Consider the following 16,287-nt stretch of genomic DNA (forward strand, 5'->3'; position numbering starts at 1 on the left):
GCTGGTCGCATGCCCTCGGTCGTGCGCTTGTCAGACGTCTCCGTGGTCCGCAACGGGGCCACCATCCTCGACGCGATCTCGTGGGAGGTGCAGGACGACGAACGCTGGGTCGTGCTCGGCGCGAACGGCGCCGGCAAGACGACGCTGCTACAGGTCGCCGGTGCCCAGACGTTCCCGACCTCGGGTGACGTCGAGGTGCTCGGGACCGAACTCGGCGGTGCCGACCTGTTCGAGCTCCGCCCGCGCATCGGCTTCGCGTCGACGGCGTTGGCCCGTCGCATCCCGGTGACCGAGAAGGTCATCGACGTCGTGCTCACCGCGGCGTACTCGGTGACGGGCCGCTGGAACGAGGAGTACGAGGAGCTCGACGTCCGCCGTGCGCAGCGCGTGCTCGAGGAGTGGGGCCTGGGGTCCTTCACCGACCGCACGTTCGGCGACCTGAGCGACGGCGAGCAGAAGCGCGTGCAGATCGCCCGTGCCGTGATGACCGACCCGGAGATCCTGTTCCTCGACGAACCGGCCGCGTCGCTCGACCTCGGCGCCCGTGAGAGCCTCGTCCGCACCCTCGGCGGCTACGCCCAGAGCGCCGACTCGCCTGCCATCGTCATCGTGACCCACCACGTCGAGGAGATCCCGGCCGGCTTCACCCACGCGCTCGTCCTCGCCGACGGCCACGTGCAGGCCGCCGGCCCCATCGACGAGGTCCTGACGGACCAGACCCTGACCGAGGCGTTCGGCATCGACCTCTCGGTCACCAAGGACGCCGGTCGCTACACGGCACGCGCCGCGTAGCGCTGCGATCCCGCCGTCTCTCTGGTATCGTGGACGGCTGGCGCAAGCCGACGACTTCCCGCGCAGTTCGCGCAATCCCATCACCGCTATCGAGGAATCTCCATGAAGACCGACACCCACCCCGAGTACCGCGCCATCGTCTTCCGCGACCTGGCCTCCGGTGAGACGTTCCTGACGCGTTCGACCGCGAACAGCGACAAGACCATCGAGCTCGACGGTGCGACCTACCCGGTCATCGACGTCGAGATCTCGTCCGCTTCGCACCCGTTCTACACGGGCAAGCAGCGCATCCTCGACTCGGCCGGTCGCGTCGAGAAGTTCAACCAGCGCTTCAAGGGCTTCAGCAAGTAAGCAGCCCCCACGCAACGCCCACGGGCGGTCTTCCTCCGGGAGGGCCGCCCGTTCGCGTTGTGCGGTGTCCACGGCTGCCGCTGACCCAGGGACGCGGGACACCGGTGTTCGCGCGTCACACCGCGGTCTGCGGGTGTTCGGCGCGTGGACACCGGTGCTGTGCGAAGGGGCAGTGCGCGGTCAGGCGCCGTTGCGGTGGGGCCAGCGGCCGTCGGCGGTGAACGTCGGGTCGCGCTTCTTGCGCATGTAGTCCTGGAACGAGGTGGCCTGCTCGGCGCACCAGCCGACCTGCTTGCGGTGGAGTTCCTCGGCGGAGATGCCGAGCTCGTCCGGGTACTTCCCCGCGATGGCCTGGGCGACACGCCCGGCAGCGATCGCGTCGGCTCCGGCGTCGTGCGCGTCGTCGAGGGTGACGCCGTAGAGCTCGGACGCGGCCTCGAGCGTGCGCTTGCCCTTGCGGAAGGTGTCGAGCGCCTTGTCGATCACCAGGGGGTCGACGACGTTGCCGATGACGGGGGAGGCGAACCCGTGCCGCTTCGCCTCGCGGTCGAGCACGGTGAGGTCGTACGGGGCGTTGTAGATCACCAGCGGGATGCCCCGGGCGAACACGGCCTCGATCGCGGCGATGATCTCGGCCACGACCTCGGCCGCGGGACGCCCCTCGGCCTGGGCACGCTCGGTGGTGTAGCCGTGCACGGCCGCGGCGCCCTCCGGGATCGGGACGCCTGGGTCCGCGATCCAGGCACCCTCGACGATGGAGGCCCCGGTCATGTCGATGAGCCCGACGTGAGCGGTGACGATGCGGGCCGTCTCGACGTCGACCCCGGTGGTCTCGAGGTCGAAGACGCCCAGCGCGTGCCACCAGGGCCGACCCGTGAGGTCCTGGGACGGAGCGGGCGCGTCGAGCTGTGCTGTGGGGAACGTCACGCGGTCAGGCTAACGGGACGCACCGACACCCCCGACTACCGGGTCGGCGCGCCGACGTGCAGCCAGTAGAACGACTGCGTGCCCATGGTGAGCGTGACGGTGCCGTCCTCGTCGAACGACGGGAACGAGCTGCCGCCGAACAGGTCGTAGAGCGGGCGCCCCGCGAACTCCGGCGCGGAGATCGTGACCGAGGTCGGGTTCGTCGCGAACGAGAACACGCACAGGACGTCCTCGGCGGACGGCCCGAACTGCTGCCCGGAGCCCTCCCACGAGCGGACGAAGGCGAGCACCGAGTCGTTGGAGGTCTCCTGCACGTTCAGGGAGCCGAGACCGAACACCGGGTGGGCCTTGCGGGTGTGGATGACGTTGCGGACCCAGTGCAGCAGTGACCGCGACTGGGCGAGCTGCGCCTCGACGTTGACCTGCGCGTAGTTGTACACGAGCGACTGGACGACGGGCAGGTAGAGCTTGCCCGGGTCGGCGGTGGAGAAGCCGGCGTTGCGGTCCGGCGTCCACTGCATCGGCGTGCGCGAGGAGTCACGGTCCGGCAGCCAGATGTTGTCGCCCATCCCGATCTCGTCGCCGTAGTACAGGAACGGCGAACCGGGCAGCGAGAACAGCAGCGCGTGGATGAGCTCGAGCTCGGCGCGCGAGTTGTCGAGCAGGGGAGCGAGACGTCGGCGGATACCGATGTTCGAGCGCATCCGCGGGTCGTAGCCGTACCAGCCGTACATCGCCTGCCGGTACTCCTCGCTGACCATCTCGAGCGTGAGCTCGTCGTGGTTGCGGAGGAAGACGCCCCACGCCGCGCTGGCCGGCACGTCGAGCGTCTCGGACAGGATCGCCTTGAGTTCGGCGGCGTGCTGTGCCCGGAGCGAGTAGAAGATGCGCGGCATCACCGGGAAGTCGAACGCCATGTGGCACTCGGGCTCCTCGTCGGTGCCGAAGAACGCCGCCGTCTCGCGCGGCCACTGGTTGGCTTCGGCCAGGAGCACGCGCCCGGGGTACTCGTCGTCGACCATCGCCCGGAGCTTCTTGATGAACTCGTGGGTCTCCGGCTCGCCCTCGCCGTTGCCCTCCTCTGATTCGAACAGGTACGGGATCGCGTCGAGCCGGAGCCCGTCGACGCCCATGTCGAGCCAGTGCCGGACGACGTCGTAGATCGCCTCGATGACCGCGGGGTTCTCGAAGTTCAGGTCGGGCTGGTGCGAGAAGAAGCGGTGGAAGAAGAACTGGCGTCGGACCGGGTCGAAGGTCCAGTTGGACTCCTCGGTGTCGACGAAGATGATGCGGATGTTCGAGTAGTCCTCGTCCGTGTCCCGCCAGACGTAGAAGTCGCCGTAGGGGCCGTCCGGGTCCTCGCGGGACTGCTGGAACCACTCGTGCTGGTCGCTGGTGTGGTTGATCACCATGTCGATCACGATGCGCATGTTCCGCTCGTGCGACTTCGTGACGAGCTCGCGGAAGTCGTCGAGCGTGCCGAACTCCGGCAGGATCGCCCGGTAGTCGGCGATGTCGTACCCGCCGTCGCGCATCGGCGACTGGAAGAACGGCGGCAGCCACAGGGCGTCCACGCCGAGCCACTGCAGGTAGTCGAGCTTGCCGATCACGCCCTGGATGTCGCCGATGCCGTCTCCGTTGGAGTCGACGAACGACCGGATCATGCACTCGTAGAAGACCGAGCGCTTGTACCACTGCGGGTCGAGCGTCAGGCCGGGCAGCTGGATCGGGGCTGTGAAGGTCACCGTGCTCCTCGTCGTCATCGACGGACCGGTCGACGGCCCGCCCCGGACACGATAGGCGCGAGATGCTGCGGGTGTCCGGGGTTTCGTGCGGTTCGCTCCCTAGACTGGCGCGGATGCAACCGCCCGTGCTCTCCCCGTACCAGTCGATGATGGCCGCCACCCCGGTCGTGCACCGGGCCGTCCAGGTCGACGGCCGGACCACGCACTACTGGGTCTACGGGCCCGAGGATGCGGATCGCACCGTGCTGGCTGTGCACGGGTTCCGCGGGGACCACCACGGGCTCGAGACCATCGCCGCGCACCTCGAAGGTGTCCGTGTGATCGTGCCGGACCTGCCCGGCTTCGGCGTGTCCGATCCGCTGCCGGTGTCGGACATCGACGCGTACGTGGCCTGGCTGACGGGGTTCCACGCCGCGCTCGGGCTCGGCCGCGACACCGTGGTGCTCGGGCACTCGTTCGGGTCGATCGTGGTGTCGGCCACCGTCGCCGCCGGGCTCGACACCCGACTGCTCGTGCTCGTGAACCCCATCGCCGCCCCGGCACTGCAGGGTCCGCGTGCCGTGGGGACCGCGATCGCGATCGGGTACTACCGCGCCGGTGCGGTACTGCCGAAGCCGATCGGGCTCGGGATCCTGCGGAACGGCGCGATCGTCCGGGCGATGAGCATCGCGATGCTGAAGTCGCACGACCCCGCCGTCCGCCGATGGGTGCACGACCAGCACGACCGGTACTTCTCGGCCTTCGCGAACCGCACGAGCGTGCTCGAGGCGTTCCGCACCTCGGTCACCCACGACGTCTCCGAGTACGCCGACCGCATCCACGTGCCCGTGCTGCTCGTCGCGGCCGAGCACGACGACATCACCGCCGTCCCCGAACAGCGCGCACTCGCCGAGCGGCTGCGTGACGCCGAGCTCGTCGTGATCCCGGGTGTCGGCCACCTGGTGCACTACGAGACGCCGGCTCCGGCTGCGGCGGCGGTGCTCCGCCGGATGGCGGACACGACCCGACGTGCCGGACGCCAGGGACGCACTGGACGCGGCGCGGCAGCCACGGACAGCCGACCGTCGGGGGCGGGACGGGCCTCCCGGACGGCGGACGCGTCGTGACGCGCCTGCGCATCGGCATCGACTGCCGGTACGTGCGGATCGGTCGGCACGACGGCATCAGCCGGTTCACCGCGGGAGTCGTCGCGCACCTGCCGGACCGGCACGACTACGTGCTGCTCGTCAGCGACGAGCGCCAGCTCGAGTCGCTGCCGAGGGACCTGCCGTGGGAGCTGCTGCCAGCGCCGACGGACGCGGGGGAGCCGCTCGTCGCCCGGCGCGTCAACCGGCTCGGGCTCGACGCGGTGTTCTCGCCCATGCAGACGATGGGGTCGCGGGGGCGCCGGTACGCGCTCGTCCTGACGCTGCACGACCTGATCTACTACCGCAACCGCACGCCCCCGCGGGAGTTCTCGTGGCCGCTGCGGCTCGGCTGGCGGGCGTTCCACCTGTCCTGGGCGCCGCAGCGGTTCCTGCTGAACGGCGCCGACGGGGTCGTGACGGTGTCCGAGACGACCGCCGGGCTGATCGCCGAGCACCGGCTGACGAAGCGACCCGTGACGGTCGCCTACAACGCGGCCGACCCGGCGACCCCGCGGGTGGCCGGAGCGCCACGTGGACGCTCGCTCGTCTACATGGGCTCGTTCATGCCGTACAAGAACGTCGAGACCCTGGCAACTGCGCTGCCGCTCCTGGGGGCGGACTGGACGCTGCACTGCATGTCGCGGGTGTCCGACGCCGACCGTGCACGGCTCGAGGCGCTGGCTCCCACGGGGACGATCGTGTTCCACGGCGGCGCCACGGACGAGGAGTACCTGTCCGTGCTCCGTTCGGCCACCGCGCTGGCGACCGCGTCGTACGACGAGGGGTTCGGCATCCCGCTCGTCGAGGCGATGGGCGTCGGGACCCCGGTCGTCGTCAGTGACATCCCGATCTTCCGGGAGATCGGCGGCTCCGCGGCGGAGTACTTCGACCCGGCGTCGCCGTCCGCCCTCGCCGCGGCCGTCCGGCGGGTCGAGGAACGGTGGGACGAGGCCTCGCGGCAGTCGATCGAGCGTGCCGGTCGGTTCCGGTGGCAGGACTCGGCGGAGCAGGTCGTCCGGGCCGTCGAGCGGGCCGTGGGGGACCGGCGGGGCTGAGGGCTGGTGCGGGTGCGGGCTCGGGGCGCGGCACGGGCTCGCCTTCGTGACGATGCGGAACGACGATGTCGATGTCGTGCGACGTCGACCGCGTCGTTCCGCGTCGTTCCACGTCGGACGCGCGACGATTCCGCGACCACCGCACGTCACTCCGGCGCGATGACCTGCACGTCCGCCCCGGGGAACACCTTCTGCGTCTCCTCGGTGACCCGCGACACGATCGGCGGCACCGCGGCGCCCCGACCCGGGGTCCGCACGACGATCGACTGGTCGCGTGCGGCGTCGGACGGGTCGCCGCCGCGCTCCCACGAGCAACGGACCTCCGTCACACCGCCGATGTGGTCGAGCGTGTTCGCCAGTGCCAGGCGCTTCGCCGCGACCCCACCGGCACCGGTGACGCCGATCTCCAGGTTGCCGAGGTCGGCGACCACGACGACGCGGACACCGTTGCCACCGGACTCGTCGGCTGCCCGGCTGATGGCGGCGACCAGGTCACGCCGGGCAGCGGGGTCGAGCGCCGGGTCCGCCCGGACCGAGGCGATGGCGTCGTAGCTCGCGAACGCCGTCTTCGACGGGGCGTGGTGCCGCACGTCGGTGACGCCGGGCAGCGCACGCACGCGCGTGTCGAACCGGTCGAGCGCCACGTCCGGCCGTGGGAAGACCCCGCCGATGCCGTTCTGGACGCTCCCGATGATCGAGCCGAGCACCACCGCGATGACGGCGGCGACCGCCAGGACGCTCCCGCCGATGATGAACCAGGTACGGGCCCGGGTGCGGGTGGGGACGCTCGCCGTCTCGGGACCGAACACCCGGTCGAGGTCGTCGTCCTGCTGGTCGAGGGCACGCTGACCGTGTCGGTTGGTTCCGTCGTCGGACATGTGGCTCCCCTCACCCCGGTGTGCGGGTGCGTCGGAGCCTAGTCCCCGGTCAGCCCCGGCGCTCCAAGGGGTTCTGGTACTCGAACGCCGACCCTCCGGTGGCGTCGGACACGTCGTCGATCGGGTCGTCGAACCGGACGAGTTCGGCGTGGAAGCGCTCGGGGTCCCACCGGAACGAGTGGATGGACCCGTTCCGGATCGGGGTGTTGCGACGGTCGGCGGTGCCGGGGGCAGCGGCGTTCACGACGCTGCGGATCACCGCCCCGTGGGTCGCGACCACGACGACGCCGGCGTCGAACCGGACCGCGATCTCACCGAGCGTCTCGGTGACGCGGGCGAGCAGCGCGGAGCGGGACTCCCGGCCGGGGATGTCGTCGTGCGGGTACCGTGCCGACACCTCGTCGTCGGTCAGCCCCTCGGCCTCGCCGTAGGAGCGCTCGGCCAGGCCCGGGTACGTCGTCGGTGCGTCGAGGCCCAGGCGGTCGGCGATGATCGCGCCCGTCTCGGCCGCACGGGACAACGGGGAGGCGACCACCGCGTCGAACGGCCGGCGGGTCAGGAGCTCGGCGGCCTCGGCGGCCTGCCGTCGTCCGGTGTCGTTGAGCGGGATGTCGGTGGAGCCCTGGATGCGGCGCTGCGCGTTCCAGTCGGTCTCGCCGTGCCGGACGAGGTACAGGAGGGTCGTCACCCGTCGATCTTCGCAGACGCGCCAGGCAGGCCCGTCCGGGAACCGCGACCGCGCTGGCCCGTCCGGCGGCAGCGCCCGCGCTAGTCGGTGGACGCCGCCGCGCTGAGCCGCTCCGCCAGGTGCACGAGCGTCTCGGTGGTGCCGGCGTCGAGCTTCACGGCCGCACGACGGTCGCTGCGGGTCTCGCCGCGGTTCACGATGACCACGGGGTTCTTGCGGCGCGCAGCGTGGTCGACCAGCCGCACGCCCGAGTTCACGGTGAGGGACGAACCGACGACGAGGAGTGCGTCGGCGTCGGCGACGATCGACACGGCCTCGCGGAACTTCTCGGCCGGCACGAACTCGCCGAAGAAGACGACGTCGGGCTTCAGATCGCCGCCGCACACGGTGCACGCGGGCACGACGAACCGTTCGACGTCGGTGATCTCGACGTCGCCGTCCGGCTGCAGCTGCACGGACCCGGGCTCGTCGATCCAGGGGTTCTCGCGGTCGATGGTGGCGGCGAGGTCGGAGCGGGAGAACACCTGGCCGCAGCGCAGGCACACGGCGCGGTCCATCGAGCCGTGGATCTCGACGACGCGGCGGGAGCCGGCGCGCAGGTGCAGGCCGTCGACGTTCTGCGTGATGACCCCGGCGACGATCCCGGCGTCCTCGAGTGCGGCGAGCGCCCGGTGTCCGTCGTTCGGCACGGCGGCCGCGAAGCTCCGCCAGCCCAGGTGGGATCCTGCCCAGTAGCGCTGGCGCTTCGCAGGGTCGGCCAGGAACTCCTGGAACGTCATGGGCTTGCGCACCACCCGTCCGGCACCGCGGTAGTCGGGGATGCCGGAGTCGGTGCTCAGACCGGCACCGGAGAGCACGGCGATCCGCTTGCCCGCGAGCACCTCGACGACGCGGTCCAGGTCGTCCGCGGCCACCGACCCGGCGGCCGCCCCGGTGGTCGGTCCGGTCGTCGACGCAGCATCATCCAGCACCCTGTTCACGGTACCCTCAACACCCGACCGTCCCGGTCGCTTCCCCGGCGGAGCGCATCCTCGGCGGACCCGCCCGGCCACAGCCCGGAGCAGCCCGTCGGCAGCCCGGACCCGCGCCGGCCCCGGGCCGCCGGACCCGCTTCGGCCCGGCCCGCCGGACCCGCGCCGCCCCGCACCACACCGAAACGAGCCCCGTGCACCCCGTCCGCATCGACTCCCTCGACGATCCCCGCCTCGACGACTTCGCCCGTCTGACCGACGTTGCACTCCGCCGGGTCTCGGAGCCCGAGGGCGGCCTGTACATCGCCGAGTCGAACACGGTCATCGAGCGCGCGGTCCGCGCCGGACACGTGCCGCGGAGCATCCTGGTGCAGGAGAAGTGGCTCGACAGTGTCCTGCCCCTGGTCGCGGAGCACGACGGCCCGGTCTTCGTCGGCGCGGACGCCCTGCTCGAGGAGCTCACCGGCTTCCGGATGCACCGCGGTGCGATCGCCGCGATGCAGCGTCCCGAGCTGCCGAGCGTCGCCGACGTGGTGCGGGACGCGAAGGTCGTCGTCGTGCTCGAGGACATCGTCGACCACACGAACGTCGGCGCGGTGTTCCGCAGCGTCGCCGGCCTCGGCGCCGACGCGGTGCTCGTCAGCCCGCGGTGTGCCGATCCGCTGTACCGCCGGAGCGTCCGGGTGAGCATGGGCACGGTCCTGCAGGTGCCGTGGACCCGCATCGGCGACTGGCCCGCGGCGGGCGAGGAACTCCGCGCGCAGGGCTTCCACCTGGCCGCGATGGCGCTGACGGACGAGTCGGTCGACCTCGACGCCTTCGTGGCGGACCTGCCGGACAAGGTCGCGCTCGTGATGGGCACCGAGGGGCAGGGGCTGACTCCGGCCGCGATCGCGTCGGCCGACACGACGGTCCGGATCCCGATGGCGCACGGCGTCGACTCGCTCAACGTGGCCGCGGCGAGCGCCGTCGGTCTGTGGGCGGTCACCCACGCCCGGCGGCTCGCCTCCTAGCGCACCACCGAGACGGTCGGGAGGCCCGGGGCACCCTGGTCCGGCAGCATTCGCCCGGCACGGATCACCAGGGCACGGTCGGTGGCCGGCCCGCCCACCAGGCAGACGCCGACGGGCGCGCCGTCCACGGTCAGCGCTGGTGCGCTCACCGCGGGCAGCCCACCGACGCTCGCGAGCGCGGTCATCGCCGTGGTGGCGGTCCGGGTGCGCTCGAGCGCAGCGGTGTCCGCGTCGAGCATCGGTGCGGGTCCGGGCACGGTCGGGAACAGCAGCGTCCGACCGACGAGGGCACGGCGGATCGTCGTACGGACCTCGTCGAGGCGTGCCACGGCGTCGGCGGTCGCGTCGGGGTCGTTCGCGCGTGCCGCCCGGAACCGGTCACCGACGACGGGGCTCAGTGCGCCGGGGTGCGCGTCGATCCAAGGGCCGTGGGCGGCGAGTGCCTCGGCGGCCTGGACGAGGCGCATCTGCTCCTGCAGTGCTGCGGGGTCCGGGATGCCGAGGTCGCGCAGCCGGATGGTCGCGACGGGTTCGTCCAGCGCTTCGACGAAGGCGGTGAAGGACCGGGCGACGGCCGGTTCGACGAGTGCGACGAGTTCCTCGGGGACGACGAGCACGGTCGCGTCGGGCGCCCCGGCCGGCGCGGGCGGCGGCACGGTGGCGTCGAGGGCGGCGAGCAGCACACCGTGGCTCCGCGTGAGCCACCCGACGGTGTCGAACGACGGCGCGAGCGGGAGCAGCCCGTCGCGGGGCACCGTTCCGTGGGTCGTCCGGAGGCCCCAGAGTCCCTGGTACGAGGCGGGGACCCGCACCGATCCCGCGGTGTCCGTGCCGATCCCGATCTCGGCCGTCCCGAGGCCGACGGCCGATGCGGATCCGCTGGACGAGCCTCCAGGCAGTCGGGTGGGAGCCGCGCTGTTCGGCGGCGTGCCGTGGTGTGCGTTCCGGCCCGTCAGGTTGTAGGCGAACTCGTCGGTGCGTGCGATCCCGCGGATCGAGGCGCCGGCGGCGAGGAGCGCGGCGACCGCTGCGGCGGGCGCGGTCTCGACGGGTGCCTCGCGCAGGTACGTCGGGTTGCCGGCGCCGACCGGCTGGCCTGGGACGGCGTAGAGGTCCTTGACGGCGACGGTCAGGCCGTCGAGCGGTCCGGAGGCGGTGGGGGCGACGAGCGGGTCGCCGACGGCCCGCCAGACGGTGGTGTCGACGGCCTTGGGACGGCCGGTGACGTGGGCCGCTTCGATGCGCCAGCCGGTGTCGCCGTCGTTGGTCTCGCGTTCGCCGGTGTCGCCGTCGCGGCGCCAGAGCTGGGTCTGGAGGCCCTGCCCACCCGCGGCGAACCGGGACACCGACACGACGAGGGCGCGGTCCTCGGTCAGCGGGCGGACCTCGACGTGCGTCAGCGACCGGGTCGCGACCCCACCCCGTGCCCCGCGGAACGCGCTGATCGCGTCGTGCCCGACGAGCAGGCCGCGGTCGTCGCCGCGCATCGTGCCGGGGGAGTCGACGAAGGCGGCGTCGAGGGCGTCGAGGTCGTTCGCCAGCAGGGCGGCCTCGTAGGCGTGGAGCGCCTCGAGCAGGCCTTCGGGCGCGGCGTCGGGCGCGGGCGACGCCGGGGGCGTGGTCATCGGGCGGGCTCCTCGAAGTCGGTTTTGCGGATGCGGGCGTGGACGCCGGTGACCAGGTCCACCACCTGCGAGATGTTGAAGTCGGTCGCGGCGGACAGGTAGGCGTACGCCAGGTGGCGTTCCATGCCCCAGCGCGCGCCGAGGATCGCGACGGCGTGCCGGACGCACTGCCGGACGGCCTCGTCGAGGTCGGGGTCCATGCCCGTGGGCACGAGGAACTCCTGCGTCTCGGCGACGGGCCAGACCAGGTCCCCGAAGCGTGCGGCGGCCTCGGCGGCCGGGGTCAGGTCGAAGCGGATCGTCGCGCGGAGCGAGGCCTCCATCGCGGTGAGTGCCACCTCGCCGTCGCCCTGGGCGAAGTGCGGGTCACCGACGTGGGCGAGCGCGCCGGGGACGAGCACCGGCAGGTGCAGCTGCGACCCTGCCTGCAGCAGGTTGACGTCGATGTTGCCGCCGTGGCGACCGGGCGGGACGGAGTGCAGCCGTTCCCCGGGGGTGGCGACGCCCATGATCCCGAGGAACGGGGCGAGGGGGAAGTGCGCGAAGCGGTCGCCGGCGGCCGTGAGCGGGATGCGGCCCCGCCGGCCCTGGTCCGTGTCGACGACGTCGGCGAAGACGCTCACCGTCGTGCCGTCGACCGGGAACTCACCGTGCAGGGCACCGCGGCCGTGCCGGTTCGACACGACGCCGTAGTGCACCCGGGGCAGGGTCTCGAGGACCGTCATCGTCAGCACGTCACCGGGACGGGCACCGCGCACAGCGATCGGCCCGGACACCACGTGCGGTCCGTCCGACGCGGGGTCGCGGTGACCGGAGCGGGCGATCGCGACGGCGTCGGTGAGGACGTGCTCCGGAGCGACGCCGTGGTCGCCGAACCAGGCGACGGGGTCGCTGCCCTGGTCGGGGAGGATCCCCTCGTGGCTGACGGTGTCGATCGTGACCGACTCCCCGGGGCCGATCGTCAGGGCCGGGGTGTCACCGTCGCTCGGCAGTCGGCCCCACAGGACGGTCTCCGGGTCGACGGGCAGGGAGTGGTCGCCGCGGACGGGCCCGGCGCCGGGCTGCAGGATCGGGACCGCGGGGGCGGTGGTCTCGTGTGCGGTGGTCATCGTTCCGTCCTCCGTTCGACCAGGTGGGCCACGTCGGCCAGGTGGTCGGCCATCGCCCGCGTCGCGCCCGCGACGTCGTGCTCCCGGATCCGGTCGAGGATCCGCTCGTGCCACTCGAACGACGACCGGCGCCCCTCGCTGGTGCTGTGCGAGCGGGCACGGACGTCCTGCACCCAGCCGCTGCTGAGCTCGCACAGGGAGACGAGCAGGGGGTTGCCCGAGGTGCGGGCGACCTGCACGTGGAAGGCGACGTCCTGGGCGAGCGACTCCTCCGGGCTGAGCCCCGCGTGCGTCGCGGCGAGGATGCGTTCCAGGGTGAGCAGGTCGGCATCGCCCGCCCGCGCCGCCGCGAGTCCGGCGACCTGCGGCTCCACGACGGTCCGGAACTCGGCGACGTGCTCGGCCCGGTGGTCCAGGTCGTCGCGGTGGTGGTCGAGCAGGGCGGACGCTTCCTCCGGCCGTGGCAGTACGACGGTGCCACGACCAGGGGTCCGGGAGACCAGGCGACGACGCTCGAGCTCCTGCAGCGCCTCGCGGATGGTCGTGCGGGACACGGCGAGGTCCTCGGCGAGGGTGCGTTCCGGCGGCAGCTTGTCGCCGGGCTGCAGGTCGTCGAGCACGAGCGTGCCGAGGTGGGCGGCGGTCGCCGCGCTCAGGGTCCGTCCACGGTGCATGCCCTCGACCGTAGGGCCGGTTGGTCTGCTTGGTTCATTGGTACGACCATCTTTTACACGGCCGTCACACGCGGCGTCGGAACCCGAAACACGGCGGGCGAATGGTGGAGCACGTCCCACCCGCACCGACCGGAAGAGGGGTTCGACGTGGACCTGGCCCTCACCAACGCACGGCTGACCGACGGTCGATCCGTCGACGTCACCATCGCCGACGGCGTGATCGTCAGCGTGGCCGACGCGCTGCCCGGTGCCGCCGCTCCCGCTGGTTCCGCTCGCGTGGTCGACTGCGCCGGACGTGTGCTCATCCCCGGGCTCATCGAGGCACACCTGCACGTCGACAAGGCCCTGCTCGACCGGGAACGCCCGAACCCCGACGGCACCCTCGCCGGCGCCATCGCCGTCACGGGGGAGCTCAAGCGCGGCTTCACCCACGCCACCGTCCGCGACCGCGCCCGCACCCTGCTCGACCAGGCCATCACGAACGGCACGACGCTCGTCCGCGCACACCCCGACGTCGACCCGATCGTCGGGCTCACCGGCGTCGAGGTGCTGCTCGACCTGCGCGACGAGTACCGGGACGCCCTCGACCTGCAGATCGTCGCGTTCCCCCAGGAGGGCATCGCCAAGGCACCGGGCACCCTCGCGCTGCTCCGTCAGGCGCTCGCCGCGGGGGCGGACGTCATCGGGGGCTGCACGTACAACGAGCACACCCTGGCCGCGTGCCACGAGCACGTCGAGACCGTCCTCGACCTCGCCGAGGAGTTCGGGGTGCCGGCCGACCTGCACGCCGACTTCGCCGACGACACCTCCGACCCGCGGTACGCCCTCGCCGGGCACATCGCCGACCGCGTGACCGCCCGCGGGCTGCAGGGGCGGGTGGCGCTCGGGCACGTGACCTCGGTCGCGAGCCTGCCCCGCGGCGAGCGCCGGGCGTTGTTCGACCGTCTGGCAGCTGCCGGGGTCGCCGTCGTGCCGCTGCCCGCGACCGACCTGCACCTGGGCGGCCGGTCCGACGACCACGACGTGCGGCGCGGGGTCGTGCCGGTCCGCGAACTCTGGGACGCCGGGGTCACGAGCGCGTACGCGTCGAACAACGTCCGGAACGCCTTCACCCCGTTCGGCAACGCCGACCTGCTCGACGTCGGGCTGCTCCTGGCGCAGACCGGGCACCTGTCCGGCCCGGACGACCTGCGCCGGGTGCTCGCCATGGCGACCACGGGGGCGGCGGAGGTCGTCGGCGTCGCGGACACCCACGGCATCCGGCCCGGCGCCGCTGCCGACCTCGTCGTGCTCTCCACCACCGACCCGGACGGCGTCCTGCTCGACCGGCCGGACCGCGCCCTGGTCGTCAAGCGCGGCCGGGTCGTCGCCGAGACCACCCGGACCACCCGCCTCACCACCAGCCGCACCACGAACCGATCGAAGGAACTCAGCCATGCGTGAACGGATCCCGCACGAGATCGTCGCCTCCGTCCTGGCCGGTGCCACGGCGTTCATCGGTGGCAACGCCCTGCACCTGCCGACCTGGGCGATCTTCATCAGCTGGGCGGGGATGTTCCTGCTCGGCAGCAAGCCGACGCTGCGGAACGCCACGCGCCTGTGGGCCGCGATGCCGATCGGCTCGGCGTTCGGCCTGGTCATCGTCCTGCTCGACCAGCGGTTCGGCACGCTGTTCGGCGAGGGGCAGGCGGCGCAGAACACCGTGCTGGCGCTGCTCATCCTCGTCGTGAACTGCGCCCTGATGTACACCGGTCGCACGAAGCTGTTCGGGCTCGTCCCCGGGATGTTCCTCGGGTTCGCCTCGTTCTTCGCGACGTGCTTCGGCGGCTTCGGGTTCGACCCGGGGAACGCCTGGGCCGCCTGGGTGTCGGTCGTGCTGATGAACGCGCTCGGGCCGGTGTTCGCCTACCTGTCCCGACGCCTGACCTTCGCCCGGGCCGGGTCGGCGGGCTCGGCCGGTTCGACCGACCCGGTCGTCGCGACCGACGCCGGCGGCGCAGCGACCCCGGCTCCTGCTCCGGAACGGCAGCCCGACCAGCCCGTCGCAGCCTCGGCCTAGGAGCGGACCGGTACGCTCGGGTCCCGTGTCACGAGTCGTCCGCCGCCCCCGCTCCGCCGTCCGGAGGCCGGTCATGATCTCGGTGGTCGCCGTCCTGCTCCTGGTGGCCGGGTACCTCGTCGCCGCGGCCGTCGTGCCGTTCGGCCCGGCGAGCGCCAGCACCACCACGTACTCGGCACCGAAGACGACCGTCCCGGCGCTGAGCTTCCCGGGGTACGGCGCGACGGCGGTCGAAGCGACGGACTTCCCGGAGAGCCTGCGCACCAGCGGTGACACGAAGCCCCGGTCGATCGCGAGCATCACGAAGGTCGTCACGGCGCTCGTGGTGCTCGACGAGAAGCCGATGGCGGCGGGGGAGTCCGGCCCTTCCATCCGCTTCACGAAGCAGATGGAGGGCCTGTACGCCAAGTACGCGGCGCAGAACGGCGAGGTCGCCCCGATGCCCGCCGGCCTGAAGCTCACCGAGCACCAGACGTTCCAGGTGATGCTCATGAAGTCGGCGAACAACTACGCCGGCGCCCTCGCCATCTGGGCCTTCGGGTCGATCGCCGCCTACGAGCACGCGGCGAACGACTGGCTCGACGAACACGGCCTGGACGACACCACGATCCACGAGCCGACCGGCCTCGATCCGGACAACACCTCGACCGCCACGGACCTGGTCGAGCTCGGGCAGCTCGCGCTGGCGAACCCGGTCGTGAAGGACATCGTCGGTACCCAGGACGTCACGATCCCGACGGTCGGCGAGATCGAGAACTCGAACAAGCTCCTCGGGCTCGACGGCATCGAGGGGATCAAGACCGGCACCCTCGACGAAGCCGGCGCCTGTCTGCTGTTCGCGGCGACGTACGAGCGCGGCGGCAGGGACGTCACCGTCGTCGGCGTGATGCTCGGCGGTGTCGACCACGACTCCCTCGACGTCGACGTGCAGCGGTTGCTGCGGACCGTTGCGGACAACTTCCAGGTGGTGACGCTCACGCACCAGGGGCAGACCTTCGGCACCTTCTCGACCCCGTGGCAGGACGAGGCCGACGCGGTCACGACGAAGGCCGCCGAGGTGCTCGTGTGGGGCAAGACGACCGTCACCGCGAAGGCGAAGCTCGAGCAGGTGACCTTCGGCACGAAGGGCGAGCGGGTCGGGCAGGTGCGGTTCCGCATCTCCGACCACGACCCGGTCACGGTGCCGCTCGTGCTCGAACGCACGATCGACGACCCCGGCGTCTGGTGGCGCTGGACGAACCCGTTCCAGGGGGCGTGACGCCCGTCGTCCGCC

16 protein-coding genes are annotated in these 16,287 nt (G+C 72.2%); 8 read left to right on the forward strand and 8 right to left on the reverse strand.

Features of this window, described 5'->3' with window-relative positions; genetic code table 11:
* Positions 1 to 9 precede the first annotated feature (9 nt).
* Both DEJ02_RS00880 and DEJ02_RS00885 read left to right on the forward strand, forming a co-directional pair.
* Positions 10 to 792 carry an ABC transporter ATP-binding protein gene (locus DEJ02_RS00880; protein ID WP_017887279.1) on the forward strand — a complete coding sequence of 261 codons (783 nt, stop codon included), beginning with the start codon at positions 10 to 12 and terminating at the stop codon, positions 790 to 792.
* A gap of 102 nt (positions 793 to 894) precedes the next feature.
* Positions 895 to 1,143 (forward strand): type B 50S ribosomal protein L31, encoded by a 249-nt coding sequence (locus tag DEJ02_RS00885; protein ID WP_017887280.1) that lies wholly within the window; start codon positions 895 to 897, stop codon positions 1,141 to 1,143.
* A 180-nt stretch (positions 1,144 to 1,323) separates the two neighbouring features.
* Here DEJ02_RS00885 and DEJ02_RS00890 read toward each other — a convergent pair whose 3' ends face one another.
* Together DEJ02_RS00890 and treS are read right to left on the reverse strand one after the other, a co-directional pair.
* Positions 1,324 to 2,070, reverse strand: a complete 747-nt coding sequence (locus DEJ02_RS00890; RefSeq protein WP_111223637.1) for a 3'-5' exonuclease — start codon at positions 2,068 to 2,070, stop codon at positions 1,324 to 1,326.
* A 35-nt stretch (positions 2,071 to 2,105) separates the two neighbouring features.
* Entirely contained in the window at positions 2,106 to 3,815 is a 1,710-nt protein-coding gene (gene treS / locus DEJ02_RS00895) for a maltose alpha-D-glucosyltransferase (RefSeq protein WP_017887282.1), read from the reverse strand.
* A 113-nt stretch (positions 3,816 to 3,928) separates the two neighbouring features.
* Between treS and DEJ02_RS00900 the strand changes: the two genes are divergently transcribed.
* Both DEJ02_RS00900 and DEJ02_RS00905 read left to right on the forward strand, forming a co-directional pair.
* The gene (locus tag DEJ02_RS00900; protein ID WP_258378637.1) at positions 3,929 to 4,921 is read left to right on the forward strand and encodes an alpha/beta fold hydrolase; all 993 of its coding nucleotides are present in this window, start codon (positions 3,929 to 3,931) and stop codon (positions 4,919 to 4,921) included.
* Positions 4,922 to 4,926: 5 nt separating this feature from the next.
* A complete protein-coding gene (locus tag DEJ02_RS00905) occupies positions 4,927 to 5,997 on the forward strand; it encodes a glycosyltransferase family 1 protein (RefSeq protein ID WP_111031856.1) in 1,071 nt (356 codons plus the stop codon).
* A 146-nt stretch (positions 5,998 to 6,143) separates the two neighbouring features.
* Here DEJ02_RS00905 and DEJ02_RS00910 read toward each other — a convergent pair whose 3' ends face one another.
* The 3 genes from DEJ02_RS00910 to DEJ02_RS00920 all read right to left on the reverse strand — a co-directional run bounded on the left by DEJ02_RS00910 (position 6,144) and on the right by DEJ02_RS00920 (position 8,477).
* A complete protein-coding gene (locus DEJ02_RS00910; RefSeq protein WP_111031686.1) occupies positions 6,144 to 6,875 on the reverse strand; it encodes a hypothetical protein in 732 nt (243 codons plus the stop codon).
* 49 nt (positions 6,876 to 6,924) lie between these two features.
* On the reverse strand, positions 6,925 to 7,563 hold the full coding sequence (locus tag DEJ02_RS00915) for a histidine phosphatase family protein (protein WP_111024980.1): 639 nt from the start codon (positions 7,561 to 7,563) through the stop codon (positions 6,925 to 6,927).
* Positions 7,564 to 7,643: 80 nt separating this feature from the next.
* A complete protein-coding gene (locus tag DEJ02_RS00920) occupies positions 7,644 to 8,477 on the reverse strand; it encodes a Sir2 family NAD-dependent protein deacetylase (protein ID WP_111031857.1) in 834 nt (277 codons plus the stop codon).
* Between the two features lie 251 nt (positions 8,478 to 8,728).
* Here DEJ02_RS00920 and DEJ02_RS00925 point away from each other — a divergent pair, with 251 nt between their 5' ends.
* The gene (locus tag DEJ02_RS00925) at positions 8,729 to 9,547 is read left to right on the forward strand and encodes an RNA methyltransferase (protein ID WP_071403769.1); all 819 of its coding nucleotides are present in this window, start codon (positions 8,729 to 8,731) and stop codon (positions 9,545 to 9,547) included.
* Here the strand turns inward: DEJ02_RS00925 and DEJ02_RS00930 are convergent.
* From DEJ02_RS00930 to DEJ02_RS00940, 3 genes are read right to left on the reverse strand one after another with little or no spacing between them, the layout of a single operon-like run.
* The gene (locus tag DEJ02_RS00930) at positions 9,544 to 11,172 is read right to left on the reverse strand and encodes an AtzH-like domain-containing protein (RefSeq protein WP_111031687.1); all 1,629 of its coding nucleotides are present in this window, start codon (positions 11,170 to 11,172) and stop codon (positions 9,544 to 9,546) included. The two genes, DEJ02_RS00925 and DEJ02_RS00930, sit on opposite strands and share 4 nt — an antisense overlap.
* Positions 11,169 to 12,281, reverse strand: a complete 1,113-nt coding sequence (locus DEJ02_RS00935; RefSeq protein ID WP_111031688.1) for an acetamidase/formamidase family protein — start codon at positions 12,279 to 12,281, stop codon at positions 11,169 to 11,171. Before DEJ02_RS00935 ends, DEJ02_RS00930 begins: the two co-directional genes overlap by 4 nt.
* Complete coding sequence (locus DEJ02_RS00940; RefSeq protein ID WP_111031689.1) at positions 12,278 to 12,955, reverse strand: FadR/GntR family transcriptional regulator; 678 nt, start codon at positions 12,953 to 12,955, stop codon at positions 12,278 to 12,280. The genes DEJ02_RS00935 and DEJ02_RS00940 overlap by 4 nt, the downstream gene beginning before the upstream one ends.
* Before the next feature lie 147 nt (positions 12,956 to 13,102).
* On the opposite strand from DEJ02_RS00940, the gene DEJ02_RS00945 reads away from it, so the two are divergent.
* From DEJ02_RS00945 to DEJ02_RS00955, 3 genes are read left to right on the forward strand one after another with little or no spacing between them, the layout of a single operon-like run.
* Positions 13,103 to 14,398, forward strand: a complete 1,296-nt coding sequence (locus tag DEJ02_RS00945) for an amidohydrolase family protein (RefSeq protein WP_111031690.1) — start codon at positions 13,103 to 13,105, stop codon at positions 14,396 to 14,398.
* A complete protein-coding gene (locus DEJ02_RS00950; protein ID WP_111031691.1) occupies positions 14,391 to 15,014 on the forward strand; it encodes a DUF1097 domain-containing protein in 624 nt (207 codons plus the stop codon). The genes DEJ02_RS00945 and DEJ02_RS00950 overlap by 8 nt, the downstream gene beginning before the upstream one ends.
* A 25-nt stretch (positions 15,015 to 15,039) precedes the next feature.
* Positions 15,040 to 16,272 carry a D-alanyl-D-alanine carboxypeptidase family protein gene (locus tag DEJ02_RS00955; protein WP_146249198.1) on the forward strand — a complete coding sequence of 411 codons (1,233 nt, stop codon included), beginning with the start codon at positions 15,040 to 15,042 and terminating at the stop codon, positions 16,270 to 16,272.
* Positions 16,273 to 16,287: the final 15 nt, after the last annotated feature.

Source organism: Curtobacterium sp. MCLR17_042, from assembly GCF_003234695.1.
Classification (GTDB): Bacteria; Actinomycetota; Actinomycetes; order Actinomycetales; family Microbacteriaceae; genus Curtobacterium; species Curtobacterium flaccumfaciens.

Bases quoted from the DNA above. Each gene is read 5' to 3' on its own strand.
- DEJ02_RS00880 (WP_017887279.1), top strand. From the start codon at position 10: ATGCCCTCGGTCGTGCGCTTGTCAGACGTCTCCGTGGTCCGCAACGGG.
- DEJ02_RS00885 (WP_017887280.1), top strand. From the start codon at position 895: ATGAAGACCGACACCCACCCCGAGTACCGCGCCATCGTCTTCCGCGAC.
- DEJ02_RS00900 (WP_258378637.1), top strand. From the start codon at position 3,929: ATGCAACCGCCCGTGCTCTCCCCGTACCAGTCGATGATGGCCGCCACC.
- DEJ02_RS00910 (WP_111031686.1), bottom strand. From the start codon at position 6,875: ATGTCCGACGACGGAACCAACCGACACGGTCAGCGTGCCCTCGACCAG.
- DEJ02_RS00930 (WP_111031687.1), bottom strand. From the start codon at position 11,172: ATGACCACGCCCCCGGCGTCGCCCGCGCCCGACGCCGCGCCCGAAGGC.
- DEJ02_RS00935 (WP_111031688.1), bottom strand. From the start codon at position 12,281: ATGACCACCGCACACGAGACCACCGCCCCCGCGGTCCCGATCCTGCAG.
- DEJ02_RS00940 (WP_111031689.1), bottom strand. From the start codon at position 12,955: ATGCACCGTGGACGGACCCTGAGCGCGGCGACCGCCGCCCACCTCGGC.
- DEJ02_RS00950 (WP_111031691.1), top strand. From the start codon at position 14,391: ATGCGTGAACGGATCCCGCACGAGATCGTCGCCTCCGTCCTGGCCGGT.